The sequence below is a fragment of the Devosia polycyclovorans genome, from assembly GCF_042181575.1.
Lineage (GTDB): Bacteria > Pseudomonadota > Alphaproteobacteria > Rhizobiales > Devosiaceae > Devosia > Devosia polycyclovorans.
Map to the genome: position 1 here is coordinate 2,810,213 of NZ_CP170082.1, position 23,298 is coordinate 2,833,510.

At 62.1% G+C, this 23,298-nt stretch carries 25 protein-coding genes; 13 read left to right on the top strand and 12 right to left on the bottom strand.

Annotated elements, in window-relative coordinates; genetic code table 11:
* Positions 1-6 precede the first annotated feature (6 nt).
* Positions 7-624 (bottom strand): YitT family protein, encoded by a 618-nt coding sequence (locus ACE4RL_RS14155; RefSeq protein ID WP_375597757.1) that lies wholly within the window; start codon positions 622-624, stop codon positions 7-9.
* Positions 621-1,076, bottom strand: a complete 456-nt coding sequence (locus ACE4RL_RS14160; protein ID WP_375597758.1) for a DNA polymerase III subunit chi — start codon at positions 1,074-1,076, stop codon at positions 621-623. Before ACE4RL_RS14160 ends, ACE4RL_RS14155 begins: the two co-directional genes overlap by 4 nt.
* 170 nt (positions 1,077-1,246) lie before the next feature.
* Here ACE4RL_RS14160 and ACE4RL_RS14165 point away from each other — a divergent pair, with 170 nt between their 5' ends.
* The 5 genes from ACE4RL_RS14165 (at position 1,247) to rsmA (ending at position 6,482) form a co-directional block, all read left to right on the top strand.
* Positions 1,247-2,314 (top strand): LptF/LptG family permease, encoded by a 1,068-nt coding sequence (locus ACE4RL_RS14165; protein WP_375597759.1) that lies wholly within the window; start codon positions 1,247-1,249, stop codon positions 2,312-2,314.
* On the top strand, positions 2,278-3,384 hold the full coding sequence (locus tag ACE4RL_RS14170) for an LptF/LptG family permease (protein ID WP_375597760.1): 1,107 nt from the start codon (positions 2,278-2,280) through the stop codon (positions 3,382-3,384). Before ACE4RL_RS14165 ends, ACE4RL_RS14170 begins: the two co-directional genes overlap by 37 nt.
* Positions 3,385-3,555: 171 nt before the next feature.
* Complete coding sequence (locus ACE4RL_RS14175) at positions 3,556-4,446, top strand: SurA N-terminal domain-containing protein (RefSeq protein ID WP_375597761.1); 891 nt, start codon at positions 3,556-3,558, stop codon at positions 4,444-4,446.
* Positions 4,447-4,537: 91 nt separating this feature from the next.
* Complete coding sequence (gene pdxA / locus ACE4RL_RS14180) at positions 4,538-5,569, top strand: 4-hydroxythreonine-4-phosphate dehydrogenase PdxA (RefSeq protein ID WP_375597762.1); 1,032 nt, start codon at positions 4,538-4,540, stop codon at positions 5,567-5,569.
* A 70-nt stretch (positions 5,570-5,639) separates the two neighbouring features.
* Positions 5,640-6,482, top strand: coding sequence for a 16S rRNA (adenine(1518)-N(6)/adenine(1519)-N(6))-dimethyltransferase RsmA (gene rsmA / locus ACE4RL_RS14185; RefSeq protein WP_375597763.1), 843 nt, complete (start codon positions 5,640-5,642; stop codon positions 6,480-6,482).
* Between the two features lie 27 nt (positions 6,483-6,509).
* On the opposite strand, the gene ACE4RL_RS14190 is transcribed toward rsmA, so the two are convergent.
* The 8 genes from ACE4RL_RS14190 to fabD form a co-directional block, all read right to left on the bottom strand.
* Positions 6,510-7,772, bottom strand: coding sequence for an MFS transporter (locus tag ACE4RL_RS14190; RefSeq protein WP_375597764.1), 1,263 nt, complete (start codon positions 7,770-7,772; stop codon positions 6,510-6,512).
* Between the two features lie 15 nt (positions 7,773-7,787).
* Entirely contained in the window at positions 7,788-8,426 is a 639-nt protein-coding gene (gmk, locus tag ACE4RL_RS14195; RefSeq protein ID WP_375597765.1) for a guanylate kinase, read from the bottom strand.
* A 10-nt stretch (positions 8,427-8,436) separates the two neighbouring features.
* The gene (locus tag ACE4RL_RS14200) at positions 8,437-9,303 is read right to left on the bottom strand and encodes a YicC/YloC family endoribonuclease (protein WP_375600289.1); all 867 of its coding nucleotides are present in this window, start codon (positions 9,301-9,303) and stop codon (positions 8,437-8,439) included.
* A gap of 17 nt (positions 9,304-9,320) precedes the next feature.
* Positions 9,321-10,451 carry an endolytic transglycosylase MltG gene (mltG, locus tag ACE4RL_RS14205; RefSeq protein WP_375597766.1) on the bottom strand — a complete coding sequence of 377 codons (1,131 nt, stop codon included), beginning with the start codon at positions 10,449-10,451 and terminating at the stop codon, positions 9,321-9,323.
* A 163-nt stretch (positions 10,452-10,614) separates the two neighbouring features.
* Positions 10,615-11,877 carry a beta-ketoacyl-ACP synthase II gene (gene fabF / locus ACE4RL_RS14210; protein WP_375600290.1) on the bottom strand — a complete coding sequence of 421 codons (1,263 nt, stop codon included), beginning with the start codon at positions 11,875-11,877 and terminating at the stop codon, positions 10,615-10,617.
* Between the two features lie 28 nt (positions 11,878-11,905).
* Complete coding sequence (locus tag ACE4RL_RS14215; RefSeq protein ID WP_046103861.1) at positions 11,906-12,142, bottom strand: acyl carrier protein; 237 nt, start codon at positions 12,140-12,142, stop codon at positions 11,906-11,908.
* 217 nt (positions 12,143-12,359) lie between these two features.
* Positions 12,360-13,097 carry a 3-oxoacyl-[acyl-carrier-protein] reductase gene (gene fabG, locus ACE4RL_RS14220; protein ID WP_375597767.1) on the bottom strand — a complete coding sequence of 246 codons (738 nt, stop codon included), beginning with the start codon at positions 13,095-13,097 and terminating at the stop codon, positions 12,360-12,362.
* Between the two features lie 57 nt (positions 13,098-13,154).
* On the bottom strand, positions 13,155-14,105 hold the full coding sequence (gene fabD, locus ACE4RL_RS14225) for an ACP S-malonyltransferase (protein ID WP_375597768.1): 951 nt from the start codon (positions 14,103-14,105) through the stop codon (positions 13,155-13,157).
* A 317-nt stretch (positions 14,106-14,422) separates the two neighbouring features.
* On the opposite strand from fabD, the gene rpsF reads away from it, so the two are divergent.
* The 3 genes from rpsF (at position 14,423) to rplI (ending at position 15,743) form a co-directional block, all read left to right on the top strand.
* Positions 14,423-14,809 (top strand): 30S ribosomal protein S6, encoded by a 387-nt coding sequence (gene rpsF, locus ACE4RL_RS14230; protein ID WP_375597769.1) that lies wholly within the window; start codon positions 14,423-14,425, stop codon positions 14,807-14,809.
* Between the two features lie 18 nt (positions 14,810-14,827).
* On the top strand, positions 14,828-15,082 hold the full coding sequence (rpsR, locus tag ACE4RL_RS14235; protein ID WP_157288877.1) for a 30S ribosomal protein S18: 255 nt from the start codon (positions 14,828-14,830) through the stop codon (positions 15,080-15,082).
* Between the two features lie 94 nt (positions 15,083-15,176).
* Positions 15,177-15,743, top strand: a complete 567-nt coding sequence (gene rplI, locus ACE4RL_RS14240) for a 50S ribosomal protein L9 (RefSeq protein ID WP_375597770.1) — start codon at positions 15,177-15,179, stop codon at positions 15,741-15,743.
* 63 nt (positions 15,744-15,806) lie between these two features.
* Here rplI and ACE4RL_RS14245 read toward each other — a convergent pair whose 3' ends face one another.
* On the bottom strand, positions 15,807-17,270 hold the full coding sequence (locus ACE4RL_RS14245) for a phospholipase D-like domain-containing protein (protein ID WP_375597771.1): 1,464 nt from the start codon (positions 17,268-17,270) through the stop codon (positions 15,807-15,809).
* 240 nt (positions 17,271-17,510) lie between these two features.
* Here ACE4RL_RS14245 and ACE4RL_RS14250 point away from each other — a divergent pair, with 240 nt between their 5' ends.
* Positions 17,511-18,995: a replicative DNA helicase gene (locus tag ACE4RL_RS14250; RefSeq protein WP_375597772.1), complete on the top strand. Its 1,485-nt coding sequence runs from the start codon at positions 17,511-17,513 to the stop codon at positions 18,993-18,995.
* A 2-nt stretch (positions 18,996-18,997) separates the two neighbouring features.
* A complete protein-coding gene (gene alr, locus ACE4RL_RS14255; protein ID WP_375597773.1) occupies positions 18,998-20,125 on the top strand; it encodes an alanine racemase in 1,128 nt (375 codons plus the stop codon).
* Here alr and ACE4RL_RS14260 read toward each other — a convergent pair whose 3' ends face one another.
* Positions 20,126-20,317, bottom strand: coding sequence for a hypothetical protein (locus ACE4RL_RS14260; RefSeq protein WP_375597774.1), 192 nt, complete (start codon positions 20,315-20,317; stop codon positions 20,126-20,128).
* Between the two features lie 204 nt (positions 20,318-20,521).
* Between ACE4RL_RS14260 and ACE4RL_RS14265 the strand changes: the two genes are divergently transcribed.
* The 3 genes from ACE4RL_RS14265 to ACE4RL_RS14275 all read left to right on the top strand — a co-directional run bounded on the left by ACE4RL_RS14265 (position 20,522) and on the right by ACE4RL_RS14275 (position 23,233).
* Entirely contained in the window at positions 20,522-21,076 is a 555-nt protein-coding gene (locus ACE4RL_RS14265; protein WP_375597775.1) for a DUF1697 domain-containing protein, read from the top strand.
* Between the two features lie 2 nt (positions 21,077-21,078).
* Entirely contained in the window at positions 21,079-22,485 is a 1,407-nt protein-coding gene (gene radA / locus ACE4RL_RS14270) for a DNA repair protein RadA (RefSeq protein ID WP_375597776.1), read from the top strand.
* A 115-nt stretch (positions 22,486-22,600) separates the two neighbouring features.
* Positions 22,601-23,233, top strand: coding sequence for a CvpA family protein (locus ACE4RL_RS14275; protein ID WP_375597777.1), 633 nt, complete (start codon positions 22,601-22,603; stop codon positions 23,231-23,233).
* Positions 23,234-23,298 lie beyond the last annotated feature (65 nt).

Below are 23,298 nucleotides of genomic sequence, written 5' to 3' on the forward strand. Positions count from 1 at the left end.
CGGGCCCTAGCTGAAGCCGACATATCGCCCTGGACGATGGTTCAGGGCGATAATCATGTTGAGCACCAGTGCGCCCAGGATCGAGTAGAGCACCCGGTCGAAGGGCAAGACGAAGAAGGCGATGACCAGGATCACCGCATCGACGCCGAGTTGGAAGTATCCGGCACGGATGCCGAAATTCTCCTGCAGGAACAGCGCGAGGATATTGATGCCGCCGACGCTCGCCTTGTGGCGGAATAGCGAGAGAATACCCAGCCCCATCAACCCGCCGCCGACCAGCGCGGCGAAGAGCGGGTCAATGCGTTCAATGCCGATCCAAGCCGGAATCTGGCTGGTCAGATAGGAAACCAAGGCCACGCTGGCGACGGTCTTGAGGGTAAAGGGAAGGCCCATGCGAAGCCATGCCAGTGCGTAGAACGGCAGATTGATGGCAAAGAACAACCAGCCGAAGGGAATGCCGGTGATGTATTGCAGAAGCAGCGCCAGCCCGGCGCTACTGCCAGTGGTCAATTGCACCTGCGCATAAAAGGCGATGCCGAGCGAGACCAGCATGGTGCCGATCAACATGGCGAAGATGTCTTCGTGCAGCTTGTGCCGGCTGGGGGTCGACAGGTCGGGCGTCATGCGCTCGCCTTCTTTTCCCAGCGGCCAGTGGCGTCCTGCTGCCAATAGGTCAGGGTGTCAGCGCCGCCCCGCAGCGTTTTCCAGACGTCGCGCGCGGTCTGCACGGCCTCCGGATCGTGACCCGAGAACAGGTAGACCAGCCGCTGATAGCCCTCGCCCGATTGCGGCACGGCGCCATCGGCAAAAAACCGGACGCTGGCGCCGTTGGGATTATCGGTTTCGGTGGTAATTAAAATGGGCTGTAGGGCATCCATATGCTCGCCGGCCAGGCCGTGTGCCAGGAAGCTGTCATCACGATAGGTCCAGAGATGGGCATCCAGCGCCTCGGCGCGCTCGCGCGAGCCCACCTCGACGACGGCGCGCCAGCCGCGCTCCAGGGTCTTTTCGAGCAGCAGCGGCATGACCGCCTCGAGCGGGCGCGTTTCGAGATGATAGAAAAGGACTTCGGCCATGGATCCACACTAGTTGCGACGCGGAGGCATCGCTAGTTCACCTCATGCCGGGCAGGCATGCGCAAACCGTAATATGTGACGCGGTGGCAGATTGTGCGCAAGGCAGAACTACCGCAAGGTGCGGCGCGATTCATCCACGCAAAACCGAGCGGGAGCTGCCACAGGGCCAAATGAGACGACTGACCAGCTATCTGACGCGACTGTTTGCGAGCGATGCGCTGATCCTGTTCGGGATCATGTGTTTCCTGCTCTGGCTGGTCAATTGCCTGCGCTCGTTCGATGTAGTCTCTGTCAAGGGACAGGGTTTCGGCACGTTGGCGCTGCAGGCGCTCTACACCATGCCACCGCTGGCGCTGTCCTTTTTCTATATCTGTATCGGCATTGGCGTGGTGCGGGCGCTCAGCGCGCTGCAGACCAGCCATGAACTCCACATCATCCACACCAGCAACGGCCTTGGCGGGCTGTGGCGGGCCGCCATTGTCACGGGCGGCGTGGCTGTCGCCACGGTGCTGCTGCTTGCCCATGTGGTCGAGCCGCTGGCCAACCGGCAGTTGAACCGGCTGTCGGCAGAGGTAGCGGCCGACCTGGTCAGTTCCACGCTCAAGCCCAACCGGTTCACCCAGGTGACGCCAGGCGTGATCCTGCTGGTTGGCGGCCGCGCCGGTGGCGGGGAAATCACCGAGTTCTTTGCCGATGACCGCCGTGACCCCGAGACGCGCCGCACTTATATAGCCGCGTCGGCTCGCGTGGTCAGCGTGGGTGAGGACTATGTGCTCGAGCTGCATGACGGCACGCTGCAGCACACCGAGGCTGATGGCCGTTATTCCGAAATCCGTTTCTCGCGCTACGATGTGAGCGTGGAAAGTCTGGCTCAGCAGGTCGCCTATGTCGATGTGCTCTCAGAAACCGACAGTTTTGGCCTGATCGCGCAGGGCCTGGGAAGCGGCTGGACGCCGGATATCGTTAAGCGCCTGCTCGATCGCTCTGCCGAGGGGCTGCGGGTCATCGGGCTGGTGCTACTGGTCGTTGCCGTCGCCGGATTTCCCAGTGGCAATCGCATGCGCATCAAGTTGCCGCTTGAGGCCCTCGTCATGCTGGTGGCCTTCGGCGAGCGCGGCATCAGCGCCTATAGCCCGCTGGGCGCGGGAACCGGGGCGATTGCGCTGATTGTCGTAGGTTCACTCATCCTAGCAGTTCGGCTGTGGCCACGCCGTCCCACTGCGACGGTTCCGGTATGATCAACCGGATCGACAGGGTCGTCACCGCTCGGCTCTTCAGCCGCATCGCCGCAACGGTCTTCATCTTCTATGGACTGATCGCTCTGGTCGAATCGCTCGACACATGGCGGTTCAGCCATGTCGCCGATACGCGCGGGGTGCACATGGCCATCCTCATGGTCGCCATGAGTGCCGTGCGCTGGACCATCAAGACCCTGCCGGTGACCGTGCTAATGGGCACGATTTTGGGTCTGGTGGATCTCAAAATGCGGCACGAACTGACGGTGATCAAAGCCAGCGGGCTCTCGATCTGGCGTGTCCTGCGCGCTCCCGTGGCCGTGCTGTTCGTTGCCAGCCTCTTCATCTCCCTGGGCGCAGAAACCATCAGCACTTCGATTAATCGCGAGTTGGCCCCAACCCCACCGGGACAGGCCGCGCAATTGACCCCGCCCGGTGAAGTCTGGCTCGAGCAGCGTGGCGATGGCGTACACTATGTGTTGATGTCGCGCGGCATGTCGCAGGGTGGTTCGCGGCTGGCCGATGTGACGCTGTTCCATCTCGGCCCCAGCGAGACCCCGCGCATCGAGGCGCCTGAGGCCATACTGGAGGACGGGTTCTGGAATTTCCCCGAGGCGCGCGTCCGCACTCCGGATGGGCCGCTCAAGACGGTGCGCGACCTGCAGGTCTCCACCGGCTCGACCGCCGGCGAAATCAGCCTCAAGCTGGCCTCGACCGAGGACATGACCTTCTTTGAACTCGCTCGCCTGCTACAGCGCGGCATCATCGATCCGCAAATCTATGCGGCAACCTCGATGCGGCTGATAAAGCTTCTGGCTCTGCCTCTGGTGCTCACCGGGTCGTTGCTGATCGGCTTTGCCTTCACCGCCGGCTATAGCCGCCACGCCCAGATCGGCCCCGCTGTTCTTTACGGCATCGTCCTGGGTTTTGTGGTCTTCATCATCACCGAAATGGCAGACCGGGCGGGCGCGACCGGCGTCTTGAACCCACTCTTTGCCGCAGTTGGCCCGGCTCTCGTGGCTATCGTGATCGGTGTGACAGTTCTTCTGCGCAAAGAGGATGGCTGGACCTGAGCGCGCTGACCGGGCATGGGGCCGGTGGAACAGCGGGCCAAATCGCACCCCTTTGCGCGATTTGCGCTGCGGGAAAGATCGAGGTCCAGATTTTGGCCTCAATCATCGGCCAATTGACAAGACTGGCTCTGACGCCGCATTGAAGGCGTCACACGACAAGCGGACCTGACCATGACCTTTGCGGAAATTCGGCGCGCACTTGGCGCGATGCTCATCGGACTTGCCCTCACCCTGGGCGCGGTGTCCACGGCCTCGGCGGCCACCGTGGTAACAGTCAACGGTGACCCGATCAGCGATTTGCAGGTCGACCAGCGGCTGCGCCTATTCCGGATGGAAGGCAACAATACCGGTCGCAACGGAGCGCTGCAGCAGTTGATCACCGAGGCGATCCAGCTGCAGGAGGCCAAGCGGCTCGGCATCAATATCTCGAATGCCCAGGTGGACGATGCATTTCTGCAGATTTCCCGCAACCTCAATGTCAGCCGCGACCGGCTGACCCAGATGCTGGAGCAGGGTGGTGTCAGTGCACAAACCCTGCAGGACCGGCTGCGGGCCGCTATTGCCTGGAATGCCGTGACCGAGGCGGCAATCACGCCGCAGGTGCAGATTTCCGAACTGGAACTGGACCAGCGTGCCGCCCAGCAGATCGCTGACTTTCAGAAGTTCGATTATATTCTCAAGGAAATCATCTTTGTCGGCGGTGGTGGCCGATCGGGCCAGGCCAATCGCTATCGTTCGAGCTTTGCCGGCTGTGACAGCGCGGTCGAACTCTCGCTGGCCTATACGGATGTCGCCGTGGTTGACATCGGCCGGCGCCACGCCACGCAGATGCCTGATGCCATCGCCAAGGAGCTCGCCGGGCTCAATGTCGGTGCAATCAGCAAACCGCGCGCCATCGAAACCGGTCTCTCCATGCTTGCCATCTGCGAAAAGGTGCAGGCCGAAGACCTGACCTTCGTCAAGGGTGGGCTGCGTGAAGACGTGGGCGGGGACGCGCTGGCCAAGGAGGCAGAAGCCTATCTTGAGCGCCTGCGCAGCCAGGCCAAGATCTTCTACCAGTAGACGCAGCGCGGACTACGCCGACCACCGGCCCGCAGAAGGGGCCAACGCAGGCCGCAGCCAATATGCGGCCGCCTCGCCTTTGGGGGACAGTATGACGGCGCCATTGGCCGTGACGATGGGTGAACCGGCCGGGATCGGGCCCGATCTCATTCTGACGCTTTTTGCGCGCCGGCAGGATCTCAACCTGCCTCCCTTTGTCGTCTACGGTCATGCCGGCTTCCTGGCGTCCCGCGCCCGGCGGCTGGGCCTCGATATCGCCGTCGATACGGTGAGCCCCGAGGCGGCCCTCGAAACCTTTCCTCGCGCCCTGCCTGTGGTGCAGATTGAAGGCATGGTCCCCGATTTGCCCGGCGTCGCCGACGAGCATGCAGCGCCTGTGGTAATCAACGCCATATCCGAGGCGGTGCAGGCCACCATGACCGGCCATTGCCGGGCGGTGGTAACGGCGCCGATCCACAAGGGAGCGCTGTATCAGGCCGGTTTCAAACACCCCGGACACACCGAATTTCTTGCCGATCTCTGTGCCGTGGGCGGTGGCAAACCCCGCCTACCGGTAATGATGCTGGCCCATGAGGATCTGCGCGCCGTTCCGCTGACCATCCATGTGCCGATCAAGGATGTGCCGGGGCTGATCAGCCGGAAGCTGGTCCTGGATACCCTGCGCATCATGGCGCATGATTTGCGCCAGCGATTTCATATCGAGCGCCCCCGTATTGCCGTAGCCGGGCTCAATCCCCATGCGGGAGAAGGCGGCTCGATCGGCCGGGAAGATATCGAGATCATCGCGCCCGGGATTGCTGATGCGGTTGCCGAAGGCATTGACGCAGTTGGCCCCCTCCCCGGCGATACGCTGTTCTATCCACCGCATTGGCGGCACTATGATGCCGTCCTCGCCATGTATCACGACCAGGCGTTGATCCCGATCAAGACCGTGGCATTCGATGCCGGTGTCAATGTCACGCTCGGCCTGCCCATCGTGCGGACCTCGCCCGATCACGGCACGGCCTTCGATCTAGCCGGCACCGGCCGCGCATCCTTCTCAAGCTTTGCCGCGGCGATCGCCATGGCCAATCAGATGACAGCCTCGGGATCCCATCCCCGTTCCGGGAAAACCACGACGTGATCCCGTCCTTTGCATTGTCGCGTTTCCGAAACGCAAAACCGTTACCACTTTTGCTGGAAACACTCCGACCATGAGCCAGATCGACAATCTTCCGCCCTTGCGCGAGGTCATCAGCACGCATGGACTGCGCGCCAAGAAGGAGCTGGGTCAAAACTTCCTGTTCGACCTCAATCTGACCGCCCGCATTGCTCGCGTCGGCGGGTCGCTCGAAGGGGTTCGGGTCATCGAGGTTGGGCCCGGCCCCGGCGGTTTGACGCGGGCGCTGCTCGCCGAGGGCGCACGGGAAGTTACCTCCATCGAGCGGGACGCCCGCGCCCTGCCCGCACTGGCTGAAATTTCCGATGCCTATCCCGGCCGTCTCACCGTCATTGGCGGCGACGCCATGGAAGTGGACTATCGCCTCTTGGCCGACGGGCCGACGCGGATCGTGGCCAATCTGCCCTATAATATCGGCACTCAGCTCCTCGTCGGCTGGCTGACCATGGAGCCATGGCCGCCCTTCTTCGAAAGTCTGACGCTGATGTTCCAGCGCGAGGTGGCCGAACGGATCGTGGCAAAGCCTGGTGACAATCACTATGGGCGCCTCGGCGTCCTGGCAGGATGGCGAACCGATGCCCGCATCGCCTTCAATGTCGGGAAGCAGGCCTTCGTGCCCCCGCCCAGCGTTACTTCCGCCGTCGTGCATATCGTGCCAAAGCCGGTAGAAGAGGGACTATCGGTCAAACTTGTGGAGCAGGTCACCAAGGCCGCCTTCGGGCAGCGCCGCAAGATGGTGCGGCAATCGCTGAAGTCGCTCGGCGTACCGGTAGAGGCCCTGTTGGCCGCTGCCGATCTCAAGGGCGATGAACGCGCAGAAACCCTGCCCATCGAAGCATTCCTCGCCATGGCGCGGGCGCTGCCAGGGCTGAGGTAAAGTTTGGGCCTAGCCCCCATCGCCCCCTCAAGGGGGAGGGTGAGAAGGAGCCGAGGCTTCGGGAATCGGCAGCGGCTTCACGAAAACCAGCCGGATCGCCACCAGCAACGCCAGTAGCGCGGCGCCGCCAGAGACCAGCATGACGCCGGGCCAGCCCCAGGCCGTCCATGCATAGCCGCCCAACGTCCCCAGGATCGAAGCGCCGAGATAATAGGCCACGAGATACATGGCCGAGGCCTGCGCCTTACCGGTGCGGGCCCGGCGCGTCACCCAGGCGCTCGCAATGCCATGGGCGGCGAAAAAGCCCATGGTGGCTATGGCGAGGCCCAGGATGATGACGGCGGTATTGGGGACCATGGTCACCGCCATGCCCCCACCCATCAGCGCCACCAGGGCCCAGAGAACTTTCCGTCGACCGCGCCGCTGCGACAGGCTACCCGCCCAGGTGGAACTGAAGCTGCCCAGCACATAGACCAGGAATATCGCCGCGATGGCCGAATGGCCGAGTTCGAAGGGCGGCAGGGCCAGGCGGAACCCGGCATAGTTGTAGAGTGTCACAAAGCCGCCCATCAGCAGGAAGGCGGTGGCGAAAAGCCAGGGCAATGCCGCGTCACCAAAGCTCGCGCGACAACGCCGAAGCAGCTCCCTGATCCCGATCGGATCGCGGACGAAAGCCCGCGGCCTGGGCAGCAGGATCGCCACCGCTATGGCTGCGATCAGAATCAGCCCGGCAAGAATGCCTGTGCCCAGCCGCCAGCCCAGAAAGTCGGACAGCACGCCGGAAATGACGCGCCCGGCCATGCCGCCGATGGCCGTGCCGCCGATGTAAAGGCCCATGGAATAGCCCAGCGCCTCGGGGTCCATTTCCTCGGACAGATAGACCATGGCCATGGCCGGGATACCGGCCAGCGTCAGACCCATCAGGGTGCGCAGGGCGATCAATTGCCACCACACCTGCGTGAAGGGCAGGAGCATGCCCAGGATGGCCGTGATCAGCAGCGCGCCGACAATCAGGCGCCGGCGGCCGAGCAGGTCGGCCAGCATGGAGGCGGGAATGAGCGCGAAGGCCATTGTCGCCGTTGTGGCCGAAAGCGCCAGCGAGGCCGTGCCCGCGTCACGCACCCAATACTGAGCGAACATGGGCAGCAGCGGCTGCACCGAATAGAGCGAAGCGAAGACCGAGAAGGCCGAGAGGAAAAAGGCGATATTGGCGCGGACAAAGGCCGGTGTGCCACGACGGATGGCCGGAGCGGCTGCATCGTCTGGCCTTATGCCTGCTCCCTCAGACATCGATTCAACAGGCTTTCAAAGTGAATCGATCTGGCTTTGCAAGTCTTTGACGAAGCTAACTAAATTGATTTGCCGCTCGCGCTTTAGTCGCGCCGCAGCGAGGATCGTGCGGACGCGACTAACCGAGTCTTCCAGATCATTGTTGACGATGACGTAATCGTATTCGCCGTAGTGATCCATCTCGATGCGAGCGTTCTTGAGCCGCTTTTCGATGGTGCCGACACTGTCCTGGGCCCGGCGTTCGAGACGAGCGCGCAGCTCCTTGATCGAGGGCGGCAGAATGAACACCGTCACCATGTCAGGGCGGGCCCGCTCATAGAGCTGCAGCGTACCCTGGTAGTCAATGTCGAACAGGATATCCTCGCCCTTGGCCAGCTGTTCCTCGACCTGGGCGCGCGGCGTGCCGTAGAAATTGCCGTGGACTTCGGCGCTTTCGAGCAGTTCGCCGTCGCGCTGCATCTTCTTGAAGGTTTCGACGTCGATGAAATAGTAGTGCTTGCCGTGGACTTCGTCCGTGCGGCGGGCGCGCGTCGTGACCGAAACCGAGAGCTTGATGTTGGGATCGGCGCCGAAGAGCGAGCGCGAGATCGAGGATTTTCCGGCGCCCGAAGGCGAGGCAATCACCAGCATGACGCCGCGGCGCTGAAAATCCATCTGACCCACTCTATTCGATGTTTTGAACCTGCTCGCGTAGTTGATCGATCACCGCCTTGAGGTCAAGACCGATGGCGCTGAGGTCCACCGCGTTCGACTTGGAGCATAGCGTGTTGGCCTCGCGATTGAATTCCTGGGCCAGGAAATCGAGGCGCCGGCCCACCGGTCCGCCTTCACCGATCAGCTTGCGGGCGGTCGCAATGTGAGCGCGCAACCGATCCAGCTCCTCCTGAATGTCGGCCTTGGTGGCGAGCAGCAGGGCTTCCTGCGCCAACCGGTCGGGCGGCAGGGAAATGTCCTGGCTCAACGCAGCCAGTTGCTGCCGCAGCTTGTCCTCCACAGCTTCCCGGCTGCGGGTGGGATGGGTTTGGGCGCGTTCCACAAGACCGGCAATGGTTTCGAGCTGGTCCAACAGCACCGCAGCGATAGCAGCCCCTTCCTGCCGGCGTGCCGCCTGCAGCGCGGCGATGGCCTGCTGTGCGCAATCAATGACCAGCGCCGCCTGGCTGTCCTCATCCGCACCTCCTGCCCCGTCGTCGGTCTCCAGCACTCCGGGCAAGGCCAAAATGCCCTCGGGGCGCGGCAAGTCGGTGGCGAGGTGAGAGCGCAACTCGTTCATGGCCGCAACAACGGTATCCAGCGCCTGCCGGTTGAGCCGGACCGACCCGGTGCCAGAGGCGCGATCGAGTGTCAGCGTCAGGTTGATTGCCCCGCGGGTGAGGGACTTGGACAGGAGCTGCCGCAAGGGGACTTCGAGCGCATCCAGGCCTGGCCCCAGCCTTAGACGCATGTCGAGCCCTCGGCTGTTGACCGATTTGATCTCGATGCGCGCCCGAATGTCCTCTGCCTGCTGCTCGGCGCGGGCAAAGCCGGTCATGCTCGAAAGCGCGGCGCTCACTGTGCGGTTTCACCCTCTGCAGCAGTATCGGCTCCCTCGGCCTCCTCCGCTTCCAGAGCCTGCCGCGCGGCTTCGGCCTCAGCTTCGGACTGCGCAGCCGCTTCGGCAGCGATTTCGCGATAGCGCGCGACATTTTGCTGGTGCTGGGCATAGGTCTCGGCGAAGACGTGTCCCTCCCGCGGTGTCGCGCCCTTGGCCACGAAATAGAGGTAATCGTGACTGTCAGGATGGGCGACTGCCTGCAGCGCCTCGATGCCGGGATTGGCGATCGGTGTGGGGGGCAGCCCATCGATTTGGTACGTATTATAGGGCGTCCGCTCTTCGATCTCGGAACGGCGGATGCCCCGATCCAGTGTCGCTTGGCCCAAGGTAATTCCGTAGATGATTGTCGGGTCCGATTGCAGACGCATGCCCTCGCGAATGCGATTGACGAAGACCGCCGCAATCTGTGGCCGCTCCGAGGCGATGCCGGTTTCCTTCTCCACGATGGAGGCCAGGATCAGCAATTCGGCGGGTGATTCGAGCGGCAAGTCAGCTTCGCGCCCCTCCCAGACCTCGGCCAGCGCCTTGGTCATGGCCAATTGCATCGCCTCCAGCACGGACTGGCGGGTGTCCCCTGGGGTGTAGTCGTAGCTACCCGGCAGGAGCGAGCCTTCAGGTGGGAGTTGGTCGATGGAGCCGGTCAACTGGTCATCGGCATTGATGCGCTGAATGGCCTGCCACACCGTCCAACCCTCGGGAATGGTGACGGCATAGCGCAGTGGATTGCCCAGCGTCAGTTCCTTGAGGATTTCCGACATGGAGGCTCCGGCCGGAATGTTGAAATCGCCGGCCTTGATCACCGCGCTCTCCTCCACGCGGCTACCGAACTGGCTGAAGATCACCGAATTGGTGATGAAACCCTGCTCCTCGAGGCGGTTTGCGGTGGTCGAGAGTGTATTACCCGATTCCACGCGGAATACGCGGTCTTCACGCAGGGGACCGTCGCCGTAATATTGCGAGGCCACATAGAACAATCCGCCCCCCACAACGACCAGGCCGATGACCAGAAGGGTCAGCAAGCCATTGAGAATATCAATCAAACCATTGCCCGAGCGGCGGCGGCGCCGGTTCCTGCGGTCGTTCATCGTTTCACTGTCACTCGCGAATAAGGGCTGTGGTGACCCTTGTTGTCATTGTTCTTGCGCCAGATTGTGGCGGGTCGCCGGCATTGTTCGCAATGGACGAGCGCAAAAACAAGGGGCACACCGCAGGCGTGTGCGATGTGCCCCTTACAATTCGTGGAAAACTTTAACCGACCTTGCGCATCACCAAGGTGGCATTGGTGCCGCCAAAGCCGAAGCTGTTGGAAAGCGCCACGTTGATTTCCTTCTTGAGCGGCTTGTGCGGCACGAGATTCATCTCGGTCTCAACCGAAGGATTATCCAGGTTCAGCGTGGGCGGGGCGACATTATCCCGCATCGCCAGCAGGCAGAAGATCGCTTCCACCGAACCGGCGGCGCCAAGCAAATGGCCAACAGCCGACTTGGTCGAGCTCATAACGGCGCCCCTGGCGGCGTCACCCAGCACGCGGGTGACCGCGCCCAGTTCGATTTCATCACCAAGTGGCGTCGAGGTGCCGTGGGCGTTGATATAGTCAATCTCGGACGGTGCGATACCAGCGCGCTTGACCGCGGCGCTCATGGCGCGGAAGCCGCCATCGCCATCGGGCGAAGGCGCGGTGATGTGATAGGCATCGCCGGAAAGGCCGTAACCGATCACTTCGCCATAGATCTTGGCGCCACGGGCCTTGGCCCGCTCATAGTCTTCCAGCACGACTATCCCGGCACCCTCGCCCATGACGAAACCATCGCGGTCCTTGTCGTAGGGACGCGAGGCAGCAGTCGGGTTGTCGTTGAAGCCAGTCGAGAGGGCACGGGCGGCAGCGAAGCCGGCCAGCGACAGGCGGTTGACGCAGCTTTCGGTGCCACCGGCCACCATCACGTCGGCATCGCCCAGGGCAATGAGACGCGCGGCATCGCCAATGGCATGCGCGCCGGTCGAACAGGCGGTCACGACCGAGTGGTTCGGCCCCTTGAGGCCAAAACGGATCGAGACCTGACCGGAAGCCAGGTTGATCAGGCGACCGGGAATGAAGAAGGGGCTGATGCGGCGCGGCCCCTTTTCATGCAGCGTGATGGAGGCATCATAGATGCCGCCGACACCGCCAATGCCCGAGCCGATCAGGACGCCTGTGCGTTCCTGCTCTTCCTGGGTCTTGGGTTCGACGCCGGCATCTTCGATGGCCTGCTGGGACGCCGCCATGGCATAGACGATGAACGGATCAACCTTGCGCTGTTCCTTCACCTCCATCCATTCGTCGGGGTTGTACTTGCCATCGGCATAGTCCCCGAGCGGAATGCGGTGAGCGATCTGGCAGGCGATGTCGTCGATCTCGAAATCGTCGATACGCTTGGCGCCGCTCTTGCCGGCAAGGATGTTGGCCCAAGTTGCTTCCACACCGCAACCAAGCGGTGTGACAAGCCCCAGTCCGGTGACGACTACGCGGCGCAATTCCATGGTCAGCGGCCTAACCCCAGCGTTAGCTGGTGGCCTTGGTCAGGAAAGCGACTGCATCGCCGAAGGTCTGGATCGACTCGGCAGCATCGTCGGGAATCTCAACCGAGAATTCTTCTTCGAATGCCATCACCAGTTCGACCTGATCCAGCGAATCTGCGCCGAGATCGTCGATGAAGCTGGCCTTTTCGGTGACCTTCTCGGCATCCACATTGAGGTGTTCCACAACGATCTTGCGGACCCGATCAGCGACATCGCTCATATTTGACTTCCCTTTTTAGAAATCGACGTTTCGTTTCGCTTCTTATTGGCGCAAAGCCAAATCATCAAGCGCACAATTGGTTTGCACAGGGGCAATGTAAGCGGCCTTCTGGGCGCCCGCAAGGCGGGCCGGCAAGATCGACCGGGGCGCGAGGTACCATGTTTTATGCGCCATAGCCAGCCGCAATTGCCAAGGTTTCCAAGGCTTTTGCCCCGTCCTAGATCATTGCCATGCCGCCATTAACGTTCAGTGTGTGGCCAGTGATGTAGGCCGCCGCGTCGCTCGCGAGAAAAACCGCGCAGCCCGCCACTTCCTGCGCCGTACCCAAGCGCCCTGCCGGGACGGAAGATAGGATCGACTCACGCTGCTTGTCGTTGAGTTCATCGGTCATGGCCGAGGCGATGAAGCCCGGGGCAATGGAATTGACGGTGATATTGCGGCTGGCCACCTCATAGGCCAGTGCCTTGTTCATGCCGATCAGGCCCGCCTTGGAGGCGGCATAGTTGCCCTGCCCCGGATTGCCCATCACACCCACCACCGAAGAAATACCGATGATGCGGCCCCAGCGCGCTTTCATCATGCCGCGCAGCACGGCGCGGTTGAGGTGGAAGGCGGCGGTGAGGTTCACAGCGATAACGTCGTCCCACTCTTCATCCTTCATGCGCATGAAGAGATTGTCGCGGGTCATGCCGGCGTTGTTGACCAGAATATCCACTCCACCCATGGCCGCCTCGGCATTGGGGATGAGCTTGTCGACCTCATCGAGCCTGGAGAGGTTGGCTGGCAGGATGGGGCAATCCTTGCCGATCTCGCTGGCCGTCTCTTCGAGCGCGCCAACACGCGTGCCCGACAGCGCCACGGTCGCGCCTGCGGCTGCCAACGCCTTGGCGATTTCGCGGCCAATGCCGCCGCTGGCGCCGGTTACGAGGGCGCGTTTACCAGAAAGATCAAACATTTAGGTCTCCTCCGGGGAGAAAGCGATTCAAGCGCTTCAGATTGCGATTCAAGTGGCTCAGGCGCCAAGTTGGGCGACGAAGGCCTCGATATCGGCAGGCGTGTTGACGGCCTGGGCGGTCGCATCGGGAGCGATGCGCTTGGCCAGGCCAGTCAAGACCTTGCCCGAGCCCAGTTCGACCAGATTGGCAACGCCGCCAGCGGTGGTCAGCCAGGTGACGCTCTCGGTCCAGCGCACCACGCCGGTGACCTGTTCTACCAGGCGTTGGCGGATCTCGTCGGGATCGGAAATCGGAGCCGCCAGCACATTGGCCACCAACGGCACTGCAGGCGCCTTCATTTCGACCTCGGCCAGGGCCGCCGCCATGGCCTCGGCGGCCGGCTGCATGAGCGAACAATGGAACGGGGCGCTGACCGGCAGCAGCAGCGCCCGCTTGGCGCCCTTCCCCTTGGCAATTTCGACGGCCCGCTCAATGGCTGAGGTGGCGCCCGAGATGACAACCTGTCCCGGCGCATTGTCATTGGCGACGGCACAGACCTCGCCCTGAGCGGCCTCCTCGGCGACGGCCTGGGCGGTATCAAGATCGAGGCCGAGCAAGGCGGCCATGGCGCCATGCCCGACCGGCACCGCCTTCTGCATGGCCTGACCACGGGTGCGTAGCAGGCGCGCCGCATCGGCCAGACTGAACGTGCCGGCAGCACACAACGCGGAGTATTCGCCCAGCGAATGGCCCGCGACATATTTTGCGTGGTCCTTGAGCGAAATCCCCCTGGCCTCGAGCACCCGGATCACCGCCACGCTGACGGCCATCAGCGCGGGCTGCGCGTTTTCTGTCAGACGCAGAATGTCTTCCGGCCCCTCGAACATGATCGAGGAAAGGCGCTCGCCCAAAGCCTCGTCCACCTCGTGAAAGACGGCCCGCGCTTCGGAAAAGTCATGTGCAAGATCCTTGCCCATGCCGACAGCCTGGCTGCCCTGCCCTGGAAAAGTGAAAGCGGAAATGGACATGTTCGATCCCTTTTCGAGCCAATGTGACAAGCCGCGCGCGGCCTGTCCAGTTGCCCGGCGCTTTGCCGGGAGTGTAAGGCGGAGTCAAGGCGAAGCCGTCCGAACCCTTGCCTTCTTCCCCTGTTTCCCTTATAGCCGCGCCAGCAATTCGTTTGGCCGGGGGCTGAACGGAGGGTTTGTGCATTGCATGAACAGGGTCCGACGGACCCGGCCTCCCGTGTTCCCGCTCTTTGCAAGACTGCTTTGACGCCTTTCCGGCTTCGAAGGGGCTCCGCGCCAAGCATTGCTGAGATGAAACTCGAAAGGAAGGCGCATCAATGGCCCTTTACGAACACATCTACCTCGCTCGCCAGGACGTTTCCCAGCAGCAGGTCGAGGAACTGACCGCACAGCTCTCCGAGATTCTCGGCCAGGGCGGCGGCAAGGTAACAAAGAACGAATATTGGGGCCTCAAGGGTCTCTCCTACCGCATCCGCAAGAACCGCAAGGCGCACTACACCCTGCTCAACATCGAAGCTCCGGCCGCTGCCGTTGCCGAGATGGAACGCCAGATGCGTATCAATGAAGACATTCTGCGCTTCATGACCGTGCGTGTCGACGAGCTGGAAGAAGGCCCGTCCGCAATGATGCAGAAGCGCGACCGTGACGACCGCGAAGGCGGCCGTGGTGGTTTCTCCGGCGAACGCCGTCCGCGCCGCTTCTAAGACAAGGAACGATACAAAATGGCAATCAAAGACCTTACCACTTCCCAGGCTCGCCGTCCGTTCCAGCGTCGTCGCAAGACCTGCCCGTTCTCCGGCGAGAACGCCCCCAAGATCGACTACAAGGACGTGCGCCTGCTTTCGCGTTACGTTTCGGAGCGCGGCAAGATCGTGCCGAGCCGCATCACCGCCGTTTCGGCCAAGAAGCAGCGTGAACTGGCCCGTGCCATCAAGCGCGCCCGCTTCATCGGCCTGATGCCCTACGCCGTCCAGTAAGCTTCAGCTTCACTGAGATTGCATCGCTGGGGTCGCGAATGGTTCGCGGCTCCTAACCGCTCCTTGAAGAGCGGGACAGCCAAAGGAAAAAGACATGAAAGTCATTCTGCTCGAGCGCGTGGGCCGTACCGGCACCATCGGCGACGAAGTCAACGTCAAGGACGGGTTTGCCCGTAACTTCCTGCTGCCCCAGGGCAAGGCCCTGCGCGCCACGGAAGCCAACCGCAAGAAGTTCGAAAACGAACGCGCCCATATCGAACAGCGCAATGAAGAGCGCCGCAATGCCGCCGCCGGCATTGCCGAGGGTCTGAACGGCCATGCCGTCATCATGATCCGCCAGGCTGGTGAAACCGGTCAGCTCTACGGTTCGGTCGCTGCCCGCGACATCGTCGAGGCCCTGGCCAAGGACGGCTTCACCGTCCAGCGCAACCAGGTCGACCTGGCCGATCCGATCAAGACCGTCGGCGTGCACGCCGTGGCGCTCTCGCTGCACCCCGAAGTTGCCGTCGAGATCACCGTCAATGTCGCCCGCTCGGAAGACGAAGCCGAGCGTCAGGCTGCTGGTGAAGACGTGTCCGTCCCCACCTTCGACAGCGATGAAGATGGCGACTTCGCAGCCGGCCAGGCCGCTGCTGCCGCCGAAGACCGCTACGAAGAGTAGCCTTCAATCAAATCCGCTCTTGAAAGGCCGGGCCCAGCGCCCGGCCTTTTGTTTTCCACTTGCCTATTGCGGTTGAAAATGGCGGCGGAGGCCTCGGAACAGGCCCCTTTGCGTCAGCGGCTCAAGCATTTCATCGGGACCTTCGGGATCCAGAACCTCGTTTTCGGCCAGCCACTTTTCTATGCCGTTTAGATCGGGCTTGACGTAGGGCTTGAGGGTTCGACCGGCTCCCCTCAAATGTTCGATGGTCTCGATGAGAGAACCCGTTCGCTCAAGATGAGAGGCGACGGTCTCTGCATCCGTGTCGAGGTGTTCGGCCAACAGGTCATTTCGCACCTCGGCAATCTTGCGCTGCAGATCGGATTGCGAGGGTTCAGCGGTCAGCGTGACATCGCATTCCGTGTCGAGCCGCAGCGACCGGTTGTTGATGTTTGCCGACCCGATCTTGAGATAGCGGTCGTCAACAACCATGATTTTGGCGTGCACATAGATGGGCGCTCCGCCGCTGTCATAGGGATGAAGCAGGCGGAAGCGGCCATGTGTGTCAGCACGGGCCAAATAGCTGAACAGCCTCTCCCGTGCCGTATCCATGGCGAGCGGCTCGAGCCATCCTTCCGCCTCCTCAGGATTAACGACTATAATTTCTGGACCGTCTGCCTCCGCCAGGCGCCTTTCCAGGGCAGCTACGATGGCGCGGGACGCAAAGTACTGGCTCTCGATATAGATGTGGTCTTTCGCGCAGGCGATCAGGTCCAGCCAGACTCTCTCGATCTCAAGCACTGCAGGCCGGCCATCCTGTTCCGGTGCCGATCGGGAAATGGCCAGGGGTACCTGTTCAAAACCGATTGGCAGTTCGGGCGGCCAATACCGGCTCTGGCTGGTGAGCGGCACCATTTCGGGCTTACCGCCAGCTCTCTTCCAGCGCTCCGCGGCAACCTGCCGGACCAGATCAACGACCGGGCCGGTTATGGCCGTGGTCGCATCGTGCCAGGGCTTGTAGGGCCGGCGGCTGGCGGGGCGTCGCCTGCGTGGATCATCATGGATGTGGTCGCGCGTGTCCCAGCGCTCGGCGGTCATGTCAATTCCGCCAACAAAAGCCAAACTGTCATCGATGAGGATGATCTTCTGATGGTGGGAGGCACCCGGAGGATGCGTGCTGTCGAACTTCACGTGGATGCGCGGATGCCGCATCCACCGCCAAAGGGTGAAGATGGTGGTTCCCCGTCCAAGGGTTTTGAGAAGGCCGTAATCCCACTGCAAAAGAAAGATTTCGAGTTCGGGGTTCCTGTGGACCAGCCAAAGGATGAAATCGCCGAGATGGTCGGGACCGTCGCCTTCCTCGCGTTCGGGATCCATGGCGATCCGCGCGTCAAAGTCCCACCCGATCAGGCTGATACGGCGGCGGGCGTTAGTCATGGCATCGCGCGCATGCCGGAAATAGTGCTCAGCATCGACAATAATCGAAAACGCCTCGGCCTGGGCAATGCCAAGGCAGTTGTGTCCTGCTTCGAATTCGATCTGTGCCACGTGACGCTCCGGTCCTGGCACTCAGCCGGCCAGGCAGGTAAGGAAACAGTTGAGAACCGGCGCTGGTTCCCGTCGCGGCGGGCAGAGGAATGGGTTGTCCGACAATGGACCGATCCCTATTGTTCCCGTTATCCCCAGAGTTCACAGACCTCGGTGAACATGCGGCTGGCATCACCGAGAGTGCCGAGACTCATGCCACCCTGTCGTGGTTAAGAAGGCCCCAACATCTCAGAGGACACTATGGCCGAGATTGCTCGCCTTCATCCCGCGGAAGACAAAGCCTTCCGCGTCGCCCCGCACAACGTGGAGGTGGAGCAGGCCCTTCTGGGCGCCATCCTGATCAACAACGACGCCTTCTATCGCGTCGCCGATTTCCTGCTGCCCGAGCACTTCTACGAGCCCATCCATCGCGATATCTACGAGCTGGCTGGCAAGATCATCCGCGCCGGCAAGGCGGCAGAGCCGGCGACGCTCAAGACCCACCTGCCCGACCAGCTGCTGCCTGAAGTCACCATGATGCAGTATCTCTCGCGCCTGGCGGCAGAGGCGACGACAGTGCTCAATGCAGCCGACTATGGCCAGGCCATCTATGACCTCGCCATCCGGCGCAACCTGATCCTGGTCGGCGAGGAAATGGTCTCGGTCGCCTATGACAGCGATGTCGAGATGACCCCGGTCAAGCAGATCGAAAAGGTCGAGGGGGAGCTGTTCCAGCTTGCCGAAAAGGGGCGCTATGACGGCGGTTTCCAGGCCTTCGGGACCGCGCTCAATGCCTCGATCCAGATGGCTGGCGAAGCCTTCCAGAGGGACGGTGGACTCTCTGGCGTTGCTACCGACCTGCACGATCTCGACCGGCAGATGGGCGGCCTGCAACGCTCTGATCTGATCATCCTCGCCGGGCGCCCTGCCATGGGCAAGACCTCGCTCGTCACCAATATCGCCTATAATGTCGCCAAGAACTGGCGGGGCGATGTAACGCCGGACGGACATTCGAAAACCGTCAATGGCGGCATTGTCGGCTTCTTCAGCCTGGAAATGAGTTCCGAACAGCTCGCAACCCGTATTCTGGCCGAGCAGGCGGAAATCTCTTCGTCCGATATCCGCCGCGGCCGCATTCATGACAATCAGTTTGCCAAGCTGGTCGATGTCTCCAACGTTATGAGCAAGGTGCCACTCTACATCGACGACACCGGCGGTATTTCGGTGGCCCAGCTTGCCGCCCGCGCGCGGCGCCTGAAACGCCAGAAGGGTCTCGATCTTCTCATCGTCGACTATTTGCAGCTGCTTTCGGGTTCTTCAAAGGCCTCAAGCCAGAACCGCGTGCAGGAATTGACCGAGATCACGACGACGCTTAAAGCCCTCGCCAAGGAGCTGGAAGTGCCGGTGATCGCGCTGTCCCAGCTGTCCCGTCAGGTGGAAGCGCGCGACGACAAGCATCCGCAGTTGGCCGACTTGCGCGAATCGGGGTCTATCGAGCAGGACGCGGACGTGGTTCTGTTCGTCTATCGTGAAGAATACTATCTCAAGAACAAGGAACCCAAAGAGGGCACGCCGGAGCATTTGACCTGGCAGGGCGAAATGGAAAAGGTGCATGGCAAGGCGGAGGTCATCATCGCCAAGCAGCGCCACGGCCCCACCGGCACGGTGCAGTTGAGCTTCGAGGCGCAATTTACCCGCTTTGGTAACCTTGCTCGGGCAGACTATCTGCCTGAACGCATGGAATAGGCATGGCGCTGACCTCTGGCCTTGGTGGCCAATTGAGCATCGATCTGGGGGCCTTGGCCCGGAACTGGCGGGCGCTGGACAAGGTGAGCGCAGGCGCCTTGACCGCTGCCGTGGTCAAGGCCGACGCATATGGCATTGGCATCGACAAGGCGAGCAAGGCCTTGCACGCGGCCGGTGCGCGGTTTTTCTTTGTCGCGACGCCCGATGAGGGCATGGCGGTGCGTGCCGCCGTGCCGGACGCACATATCTTCATTCTCTACGGGCTCTATCCCGGCGCGGCCAATCTCTACATTCGGCAGAACCTGATGCCGGTCCTGTCTTCCATGACCATGCTCGAGGAATGGCTGGGCAAATGTATTGAGCGCAACGAGGCCTATCCAGCCGCGTTTCATTTCGACACCGGCATCAATCGGCTGGGCTTCCGTCTTAACGAAGCCACCCTGGTGCGCGAAAGCATCGAGAAGCTCGGCTATGCCCCGCAAATGGTGATGAGCCATCTGGCCTGTGCCGATACGCCGAACCATGAGAAGAACCGCACCCAATTGGCGCTGTTCGGTTCGGTCATGGCGCAGTTTCCCAGCATTCCCGCTTCGCTCGCCAACTCGGCCGGGCTGATGACGGGCCGCGACTATCATTTCCAGATGGTTCGGCCAGGCATCGCGCTTTACGGCGGCCGCGCCGTCAATGGCCGCAAGAACCCGATGCAGCCGGTCGTAACCCTGCATGTGCCAATCCTGCAGGTCAGCGAGGGCCGCACCGGCGAAACGGTGGGCTATGGCGCTACTTATACGCTGAACCGCAATTCGAAACTGGCGATTCTCGGCTACGGCTACGCGGACGGGTTCCTCCGCTCGCTCTCGGGCACCAATCCGCGGCCGGGCGGCAAGGTCTTCATTCGCGGCAAGCTCTGTCCAGTGATCGGCCGAATCTCTATGGATCTGACCGTCGTGGACGTCACCGAACTGGGCGACGACCTCCCTGCCCCTGGCGAAGGCGCCGAGGTTCTGGGGGCCAATGTCGGCATCGATGACCAGGCCGATGCCGCCGGCACCATCGGCTATGAAATCCTCACCAGCCTCAAGGGCCGCTACAGCCGCAACTATGTCGGCGACGGACACCTGCCGGAGTAATCAGGAGCCGTTACTGGTGAGTTCGGCAGGGTCACTTGCCGGTCCCGCAGGCAGTTCCTTTTGTTCGGTAATCTCATTGGCCGTCCGGGCCCCGTCAGCCTCTGGCGCTTGATTGTTGGCAGTGAAGATCGTCACGGCAAAAACCACGACCACAATGACGGCGACGATGGCGATGACCAGATTTCTGTTCATATCGAGCTCTCCGATGCACTAAAACAATTTGGAGAACCGAGAAGAGTTCCGTGCGCATACGCGGCTACTTGCATTGTTATCCCAACTCGTCGGCATGAAGCCAACGCCCGGCTCCGAATCTCTCCTGGGTTTTGTTCTCACTTCGTTCTTGCCCAGGGCTGCCGCTTGCTGCTACCTTGTCCACGACTACGCTTCGGGTTCGACTTGGCAACATCATTTCCTCTTTACGCCATCCTGTTGCGCGCCATCGGTCCGGTGACGCACAAGCTGATGAGCATGGCGCAGTGGCGCGAGGCCTCGGAGGCCGTCGGGTTCATCGCGCCGGAAACCCTGGCCAACACGGGCAATATGATCGCTGAATTTGAAGGCACAACGGCCGAAGCGGGCGAGGCGATGACGGGCGTGCTGCGGCACTTTGGGTTGAGCGACAATGTCGTTCCGATCCTGCGGAAATCGGGGCAATTGAAGAAGCTGTTGCGCGCTAACCCCATCGCCGATGCTGCGCAGAACAGACCCGCCCAAACCAGCGTCTATTTCTTCGCCGCACCGCAGCCCGATTTCACCTGGCTGAACGCTTATGAGGGGCCGGAAGCCACCCACATTATCGAGAAGCATCTGGTAGTGGATTTCACCCGTGACGTGGCGCAATCGGGCCGATTGATCCGGCTGATCGACAAGCAGAGCGGCCTCAATACATCGCGCAACTGGAATACGACGCGCAAGCTGGCTGAACGCTGCATCGCGCGTAGCAAGGAATAGCCGTGGCCAAGAACCGTTCGCAATTCGTCTGCCAGTCCTGTGGCGCCGTTTCCTCCCGATGGCAGGGACGCTGCGACGCCTGCGGCGAGTGGAACACCATCGTCGAGGAACTGGTGGACTCGGGGGTCGGGGCGGGCCCAAAGTCCGCCAAGGCCAGCGGCCGCCCTGCCAATCTGGTGCCGCTTTCCGGCGAAACCGAAAGTGCGGCGCGTGTGGTCACCGGCTTTGCCGAACTCGATCGGGTGACCGGGGGCGGCTTCGTCAAGGGATCAGCCCTGTTAGTCGGCGGCGATCCGGGCATTGGCAAATCAACCCTGCTGCTGCAATCGGCGGCAGCCCTGGCCAAACAGGGCAAGCGTGTCATCTATGTCTCGGGCGAAGAGGCGGTAGCGCAGGTCAGGCTGCGCGCCCAACGCTTGGGCCTTGGTGAAGCCGGGGTGCTGCTGGCCGCCGAAACCAATGTTGAGATCATTCTCGCCACGCTGGAAAGCGGCCCACCGCCGGATCTGGTCATTATCGATTCCATTCAGACCTTGTGGACGGACCGCGTCGATTCGGCGCCCGGCACCGTCACCCAGGTGCGCACCTCAGCTCAGGCGCTGACTCGTTTTGCCAAGAAGAGCGGCGCTGCCGTGGTGCTGGTGGGGCACGTCACCAAGGATGGGCAGATCGCCGGGCCGCGCGTGGTCGAGCACATGGTCGATGCCGTGCTCTATTTCGAGGGCGATAGCAGCCATACGTTCCGCATCCTGCGCGGCGTGAAGAACCGCTACGGCGCCACCGATGAAATCGGCGTTTTTGCCATGACCGAACGGGGTCTCGAGCAGGTGGCCAATCCGTCCGCCCTGTTCCTCGACCAGCGCGACAAGGACGCGGCTGGTTCCGCCGTCTTTGCCGGGATGGAAGGCACGCGCCCAATCCTGATTGAAATCCAGGCGCTGGTGGCGCCCTCCCCGCTCGGCACGCCGCGGCGGGCCGTGGTGGGCTGGGATAGTTCACGTCTTTCCATGGTGCTGGCCGTGCTCGAAACGCGGTGCGGCGTCCGGATCGGCGCCAATGATATTTATCTCAATGTCGCCGGTGGCCTCAAAATCAACGAGCCGGCGGCCGATCTGGCCGTTGCGGCGGCGCTGATTTCCTCGCTCACTGGCGCTCCCCTGCCCGCCGACGCGGTCTATTTCGGCGAAATCTCGCTGGCCGGCGGGGTGCGCCCGGTCGTGCATGGTGCCCTGCGCCTGCGCGAAGCTGAAAAGCTGGGATTTGGCTCGGTGGTTACCGGCAAGTTGGGCAAGGCAGACCGGAATGGCAATCTCGAGGTCACCGAATATGCGCAGTTGAGCGATATGGTCAGTCGCATTGCCGCGCGTGGCAAACGCCCCATACCCGAGCCAGAGCCAGAGAGCTGGTAAACAAATGCTTTCCGCAAGATCGTGGGGACGGAACGCCGCTAGGCTTGGCATGGCGCATCAAAGCCGCTAAAGGTCCAGCAAAAGCCGGGGCGGCAAGACAACAGGGCAAAGACATATGCTGACTGCGTTCGACGTTGGTGTGGGCGTGCTGGTGCTGATTTCAGCAATCCTGGCGACGGCGCGGGGGCTGACCCGCGAAGTATTGTCCCTGGCGACCTGGGCCGGCTCTGCCGCCATCGCCATCTATATGTGGCAGTATCACCCCGATATCGCCCGGCAATACATTGCTGAACCCGTCGTGGCCGATATCGCCACGGTGGTGGTGACCTTCATTGTCGCCCTGATCGTGCTGCACCTGCTCACAATGCGCATTGCCGATTTTGTAGTCGACAGCCGCATCGGCCCCATCGACCGGACACTGGGCTTTGTGTTTGGCGTGTTGCGCGGCATTCTGATCGCTATTGTCGTCACCATTTTCGGCACCTGGCTGTTCGGGACCAACCTGCCGGAATGGGCGAGCAATGCCCAGTCGCTGCCTTATCTGCGCGATATGGGCAATACGCTGATTTCCATGCTGCCCGAAGGGCTTGAGCAGCAGGTCACCGATATTCTCTCGGGTGGCGGCGCCAACCTGACCGAAGATCCGCAGGCCCCGGCCGCGCCGCTTGAAGGCGGCACGCCCGATCCCAGCGTCGATGGAACCGTCGACCCGACCGACCCGGTGGTCGATCCGGCTCCAGAGGCCTGACGCCAAGTGATTCCGGCGGGCAGCAGCGCACCCGCCGCAATCTTGCCGACCCCATCTGTCATTGG

Excerpts from the sequence above, each read along its gene's own strand:
- ACE4RL_RS14155 (WP_375597757.1), bottom strand. The coding sequence starts at position 624 with ATGACGCCCGACCTGTCGACCCCCAGCCGGCACAAGCTGCACGAAGAC.
- ACE4RL_RS14160 (WP_375597758.1), bottom strand. The coding sequence starts at position 1,076 with ATGGCCGAAGTCCTTTTCTATCATCTCGAAACGCGCCCGCTCGAGGCG.
- ACE4RL_RS14165 (WP_375597759.1), top strand. The coding sequence starts at position 1,247 with ATGAGACGACTGACCAGCTATCTGACGCGACTGTTTGCGAGCGATGCG.
- ACE4RL_RS14175 (WP_375597761.1), top strand. The coding sequence starts at position 3,556 with ATGACCTTTGCGGAAATTCGGCGCGCACTTGGCGCGATGCTCATCGGA.
- pdxA (WP_375597762.1), top strand. The coding sequence starts at position 4,538 with ATGACGGCGCCATTGGCCGTGACGATGGGTGAACCGGCCGGGATCGGG.
- rsmA (WP_375597763.1), top strand. The coding sequence starts at position 5,640 with ATGAGCCAGATCGACAATCTTCCGCCCTTGCGCGAGGTCATCAGCACG.
- ACE4RL_RS14190 (WP_375597764.1), bottom strand. The coding sequence starts at position 7,772 with ATGTCTGAGGGAGCAGGCATAAGGCCAGACGATGCAGCCGCTCCGGCC.
- gmk (WP_375597765.1), bottom strand. The coding sequence starts at position 8,426 with ATGGATTTTCAGCGCCGCGGCGTCATGCTGGTGATTGCCTCGCCTTCG.
- ACE4RL_RS14200 (WP_375600289.1), bottom strand. The coding sequence starts at position 9,303 with ATGACCGGCTTTGCCCGCGCCGAGCAGCAGGCAGAGGACATTCGGGCG.
- mltG (WP_375597766.1), bottom strand. The coding sequence starts at position 10,451 with ATGAACGACCGCAGGAACCGGCGCCGCCGCCGCTCGGGCAATGGTTTG.
- ACE4RL_RS14215 (WP_046103861.1), bottom strand. The coding sequence starts at position 12,142 with ATGAGCGATGTCGCTGATCGGGTCCGCAAGATCGTTGTGGAACACCTC.
- fabG (WP_375597767.1), bottom strand. The coding sequence starts at position 13,097 with ATGTTTGATCTTTCTGGTAAACGCGCCCTCGTAACCGGCGCCAGCGGC.
- fabD (WP_375597768.1), bottom strand. The coding sequence starts at position 14,105 with ATGTCCATTTCCGCTTTCACTTTTCCAGGGCAGGGCAGCCAGGCTGTC.
- rpsF (WP_375597769.1), top strand. The coding sequence starts at position 14,423 with ATGGCCCTTTACGAACACATCTACCTCGCTCGCCAGGACGTTTCCCAG.
- rpsR (WP_157288877.1), top strand. The coding sequence starts at position 14,828 with ATGGCAATCAAAGACCTTACCACTTCCCAGGCTCGCCGTCCGTTCCAG.
- rplI (WP_375597770.1), top strand. The coding sequence starts at position 15,177 with ATGAAAGTCATTCTGCTCGAGCGCGTGGGCCGTACCGGCACCATCGGC.
- ACE4RL_RS14250 (WP_375597772.1), top strand. The coding sequence starts at position 17,511 with ATGGCCGAGATTGCTCGCCTTCATCCCGCGGAAGACAAAGCCTTCCGC.
- alr (WP_375597773.1), top strand. The coding sequence starts at position 18,998 with ATGGCGCTGACCTCTGGCCTTGGTGGCCAATTGAGCATCGATCTGGGG.
- ACE4RL_RS14260 (WP_375597774.1), bottom strand. The coding sequence starts at position 20,317 with ATGAACAGAAATCTGGTCATCGCCATCGTCGCCGTCATTGTGGTCGTG.
- ACE4RL_RS14275 (WP_375597777.1), top strand. The coding sequence starts at position 22,601 with ATGCTGACTGCGTTCGACGTTGGTGTGGGCGTGCTGGTGCTGATTTCA.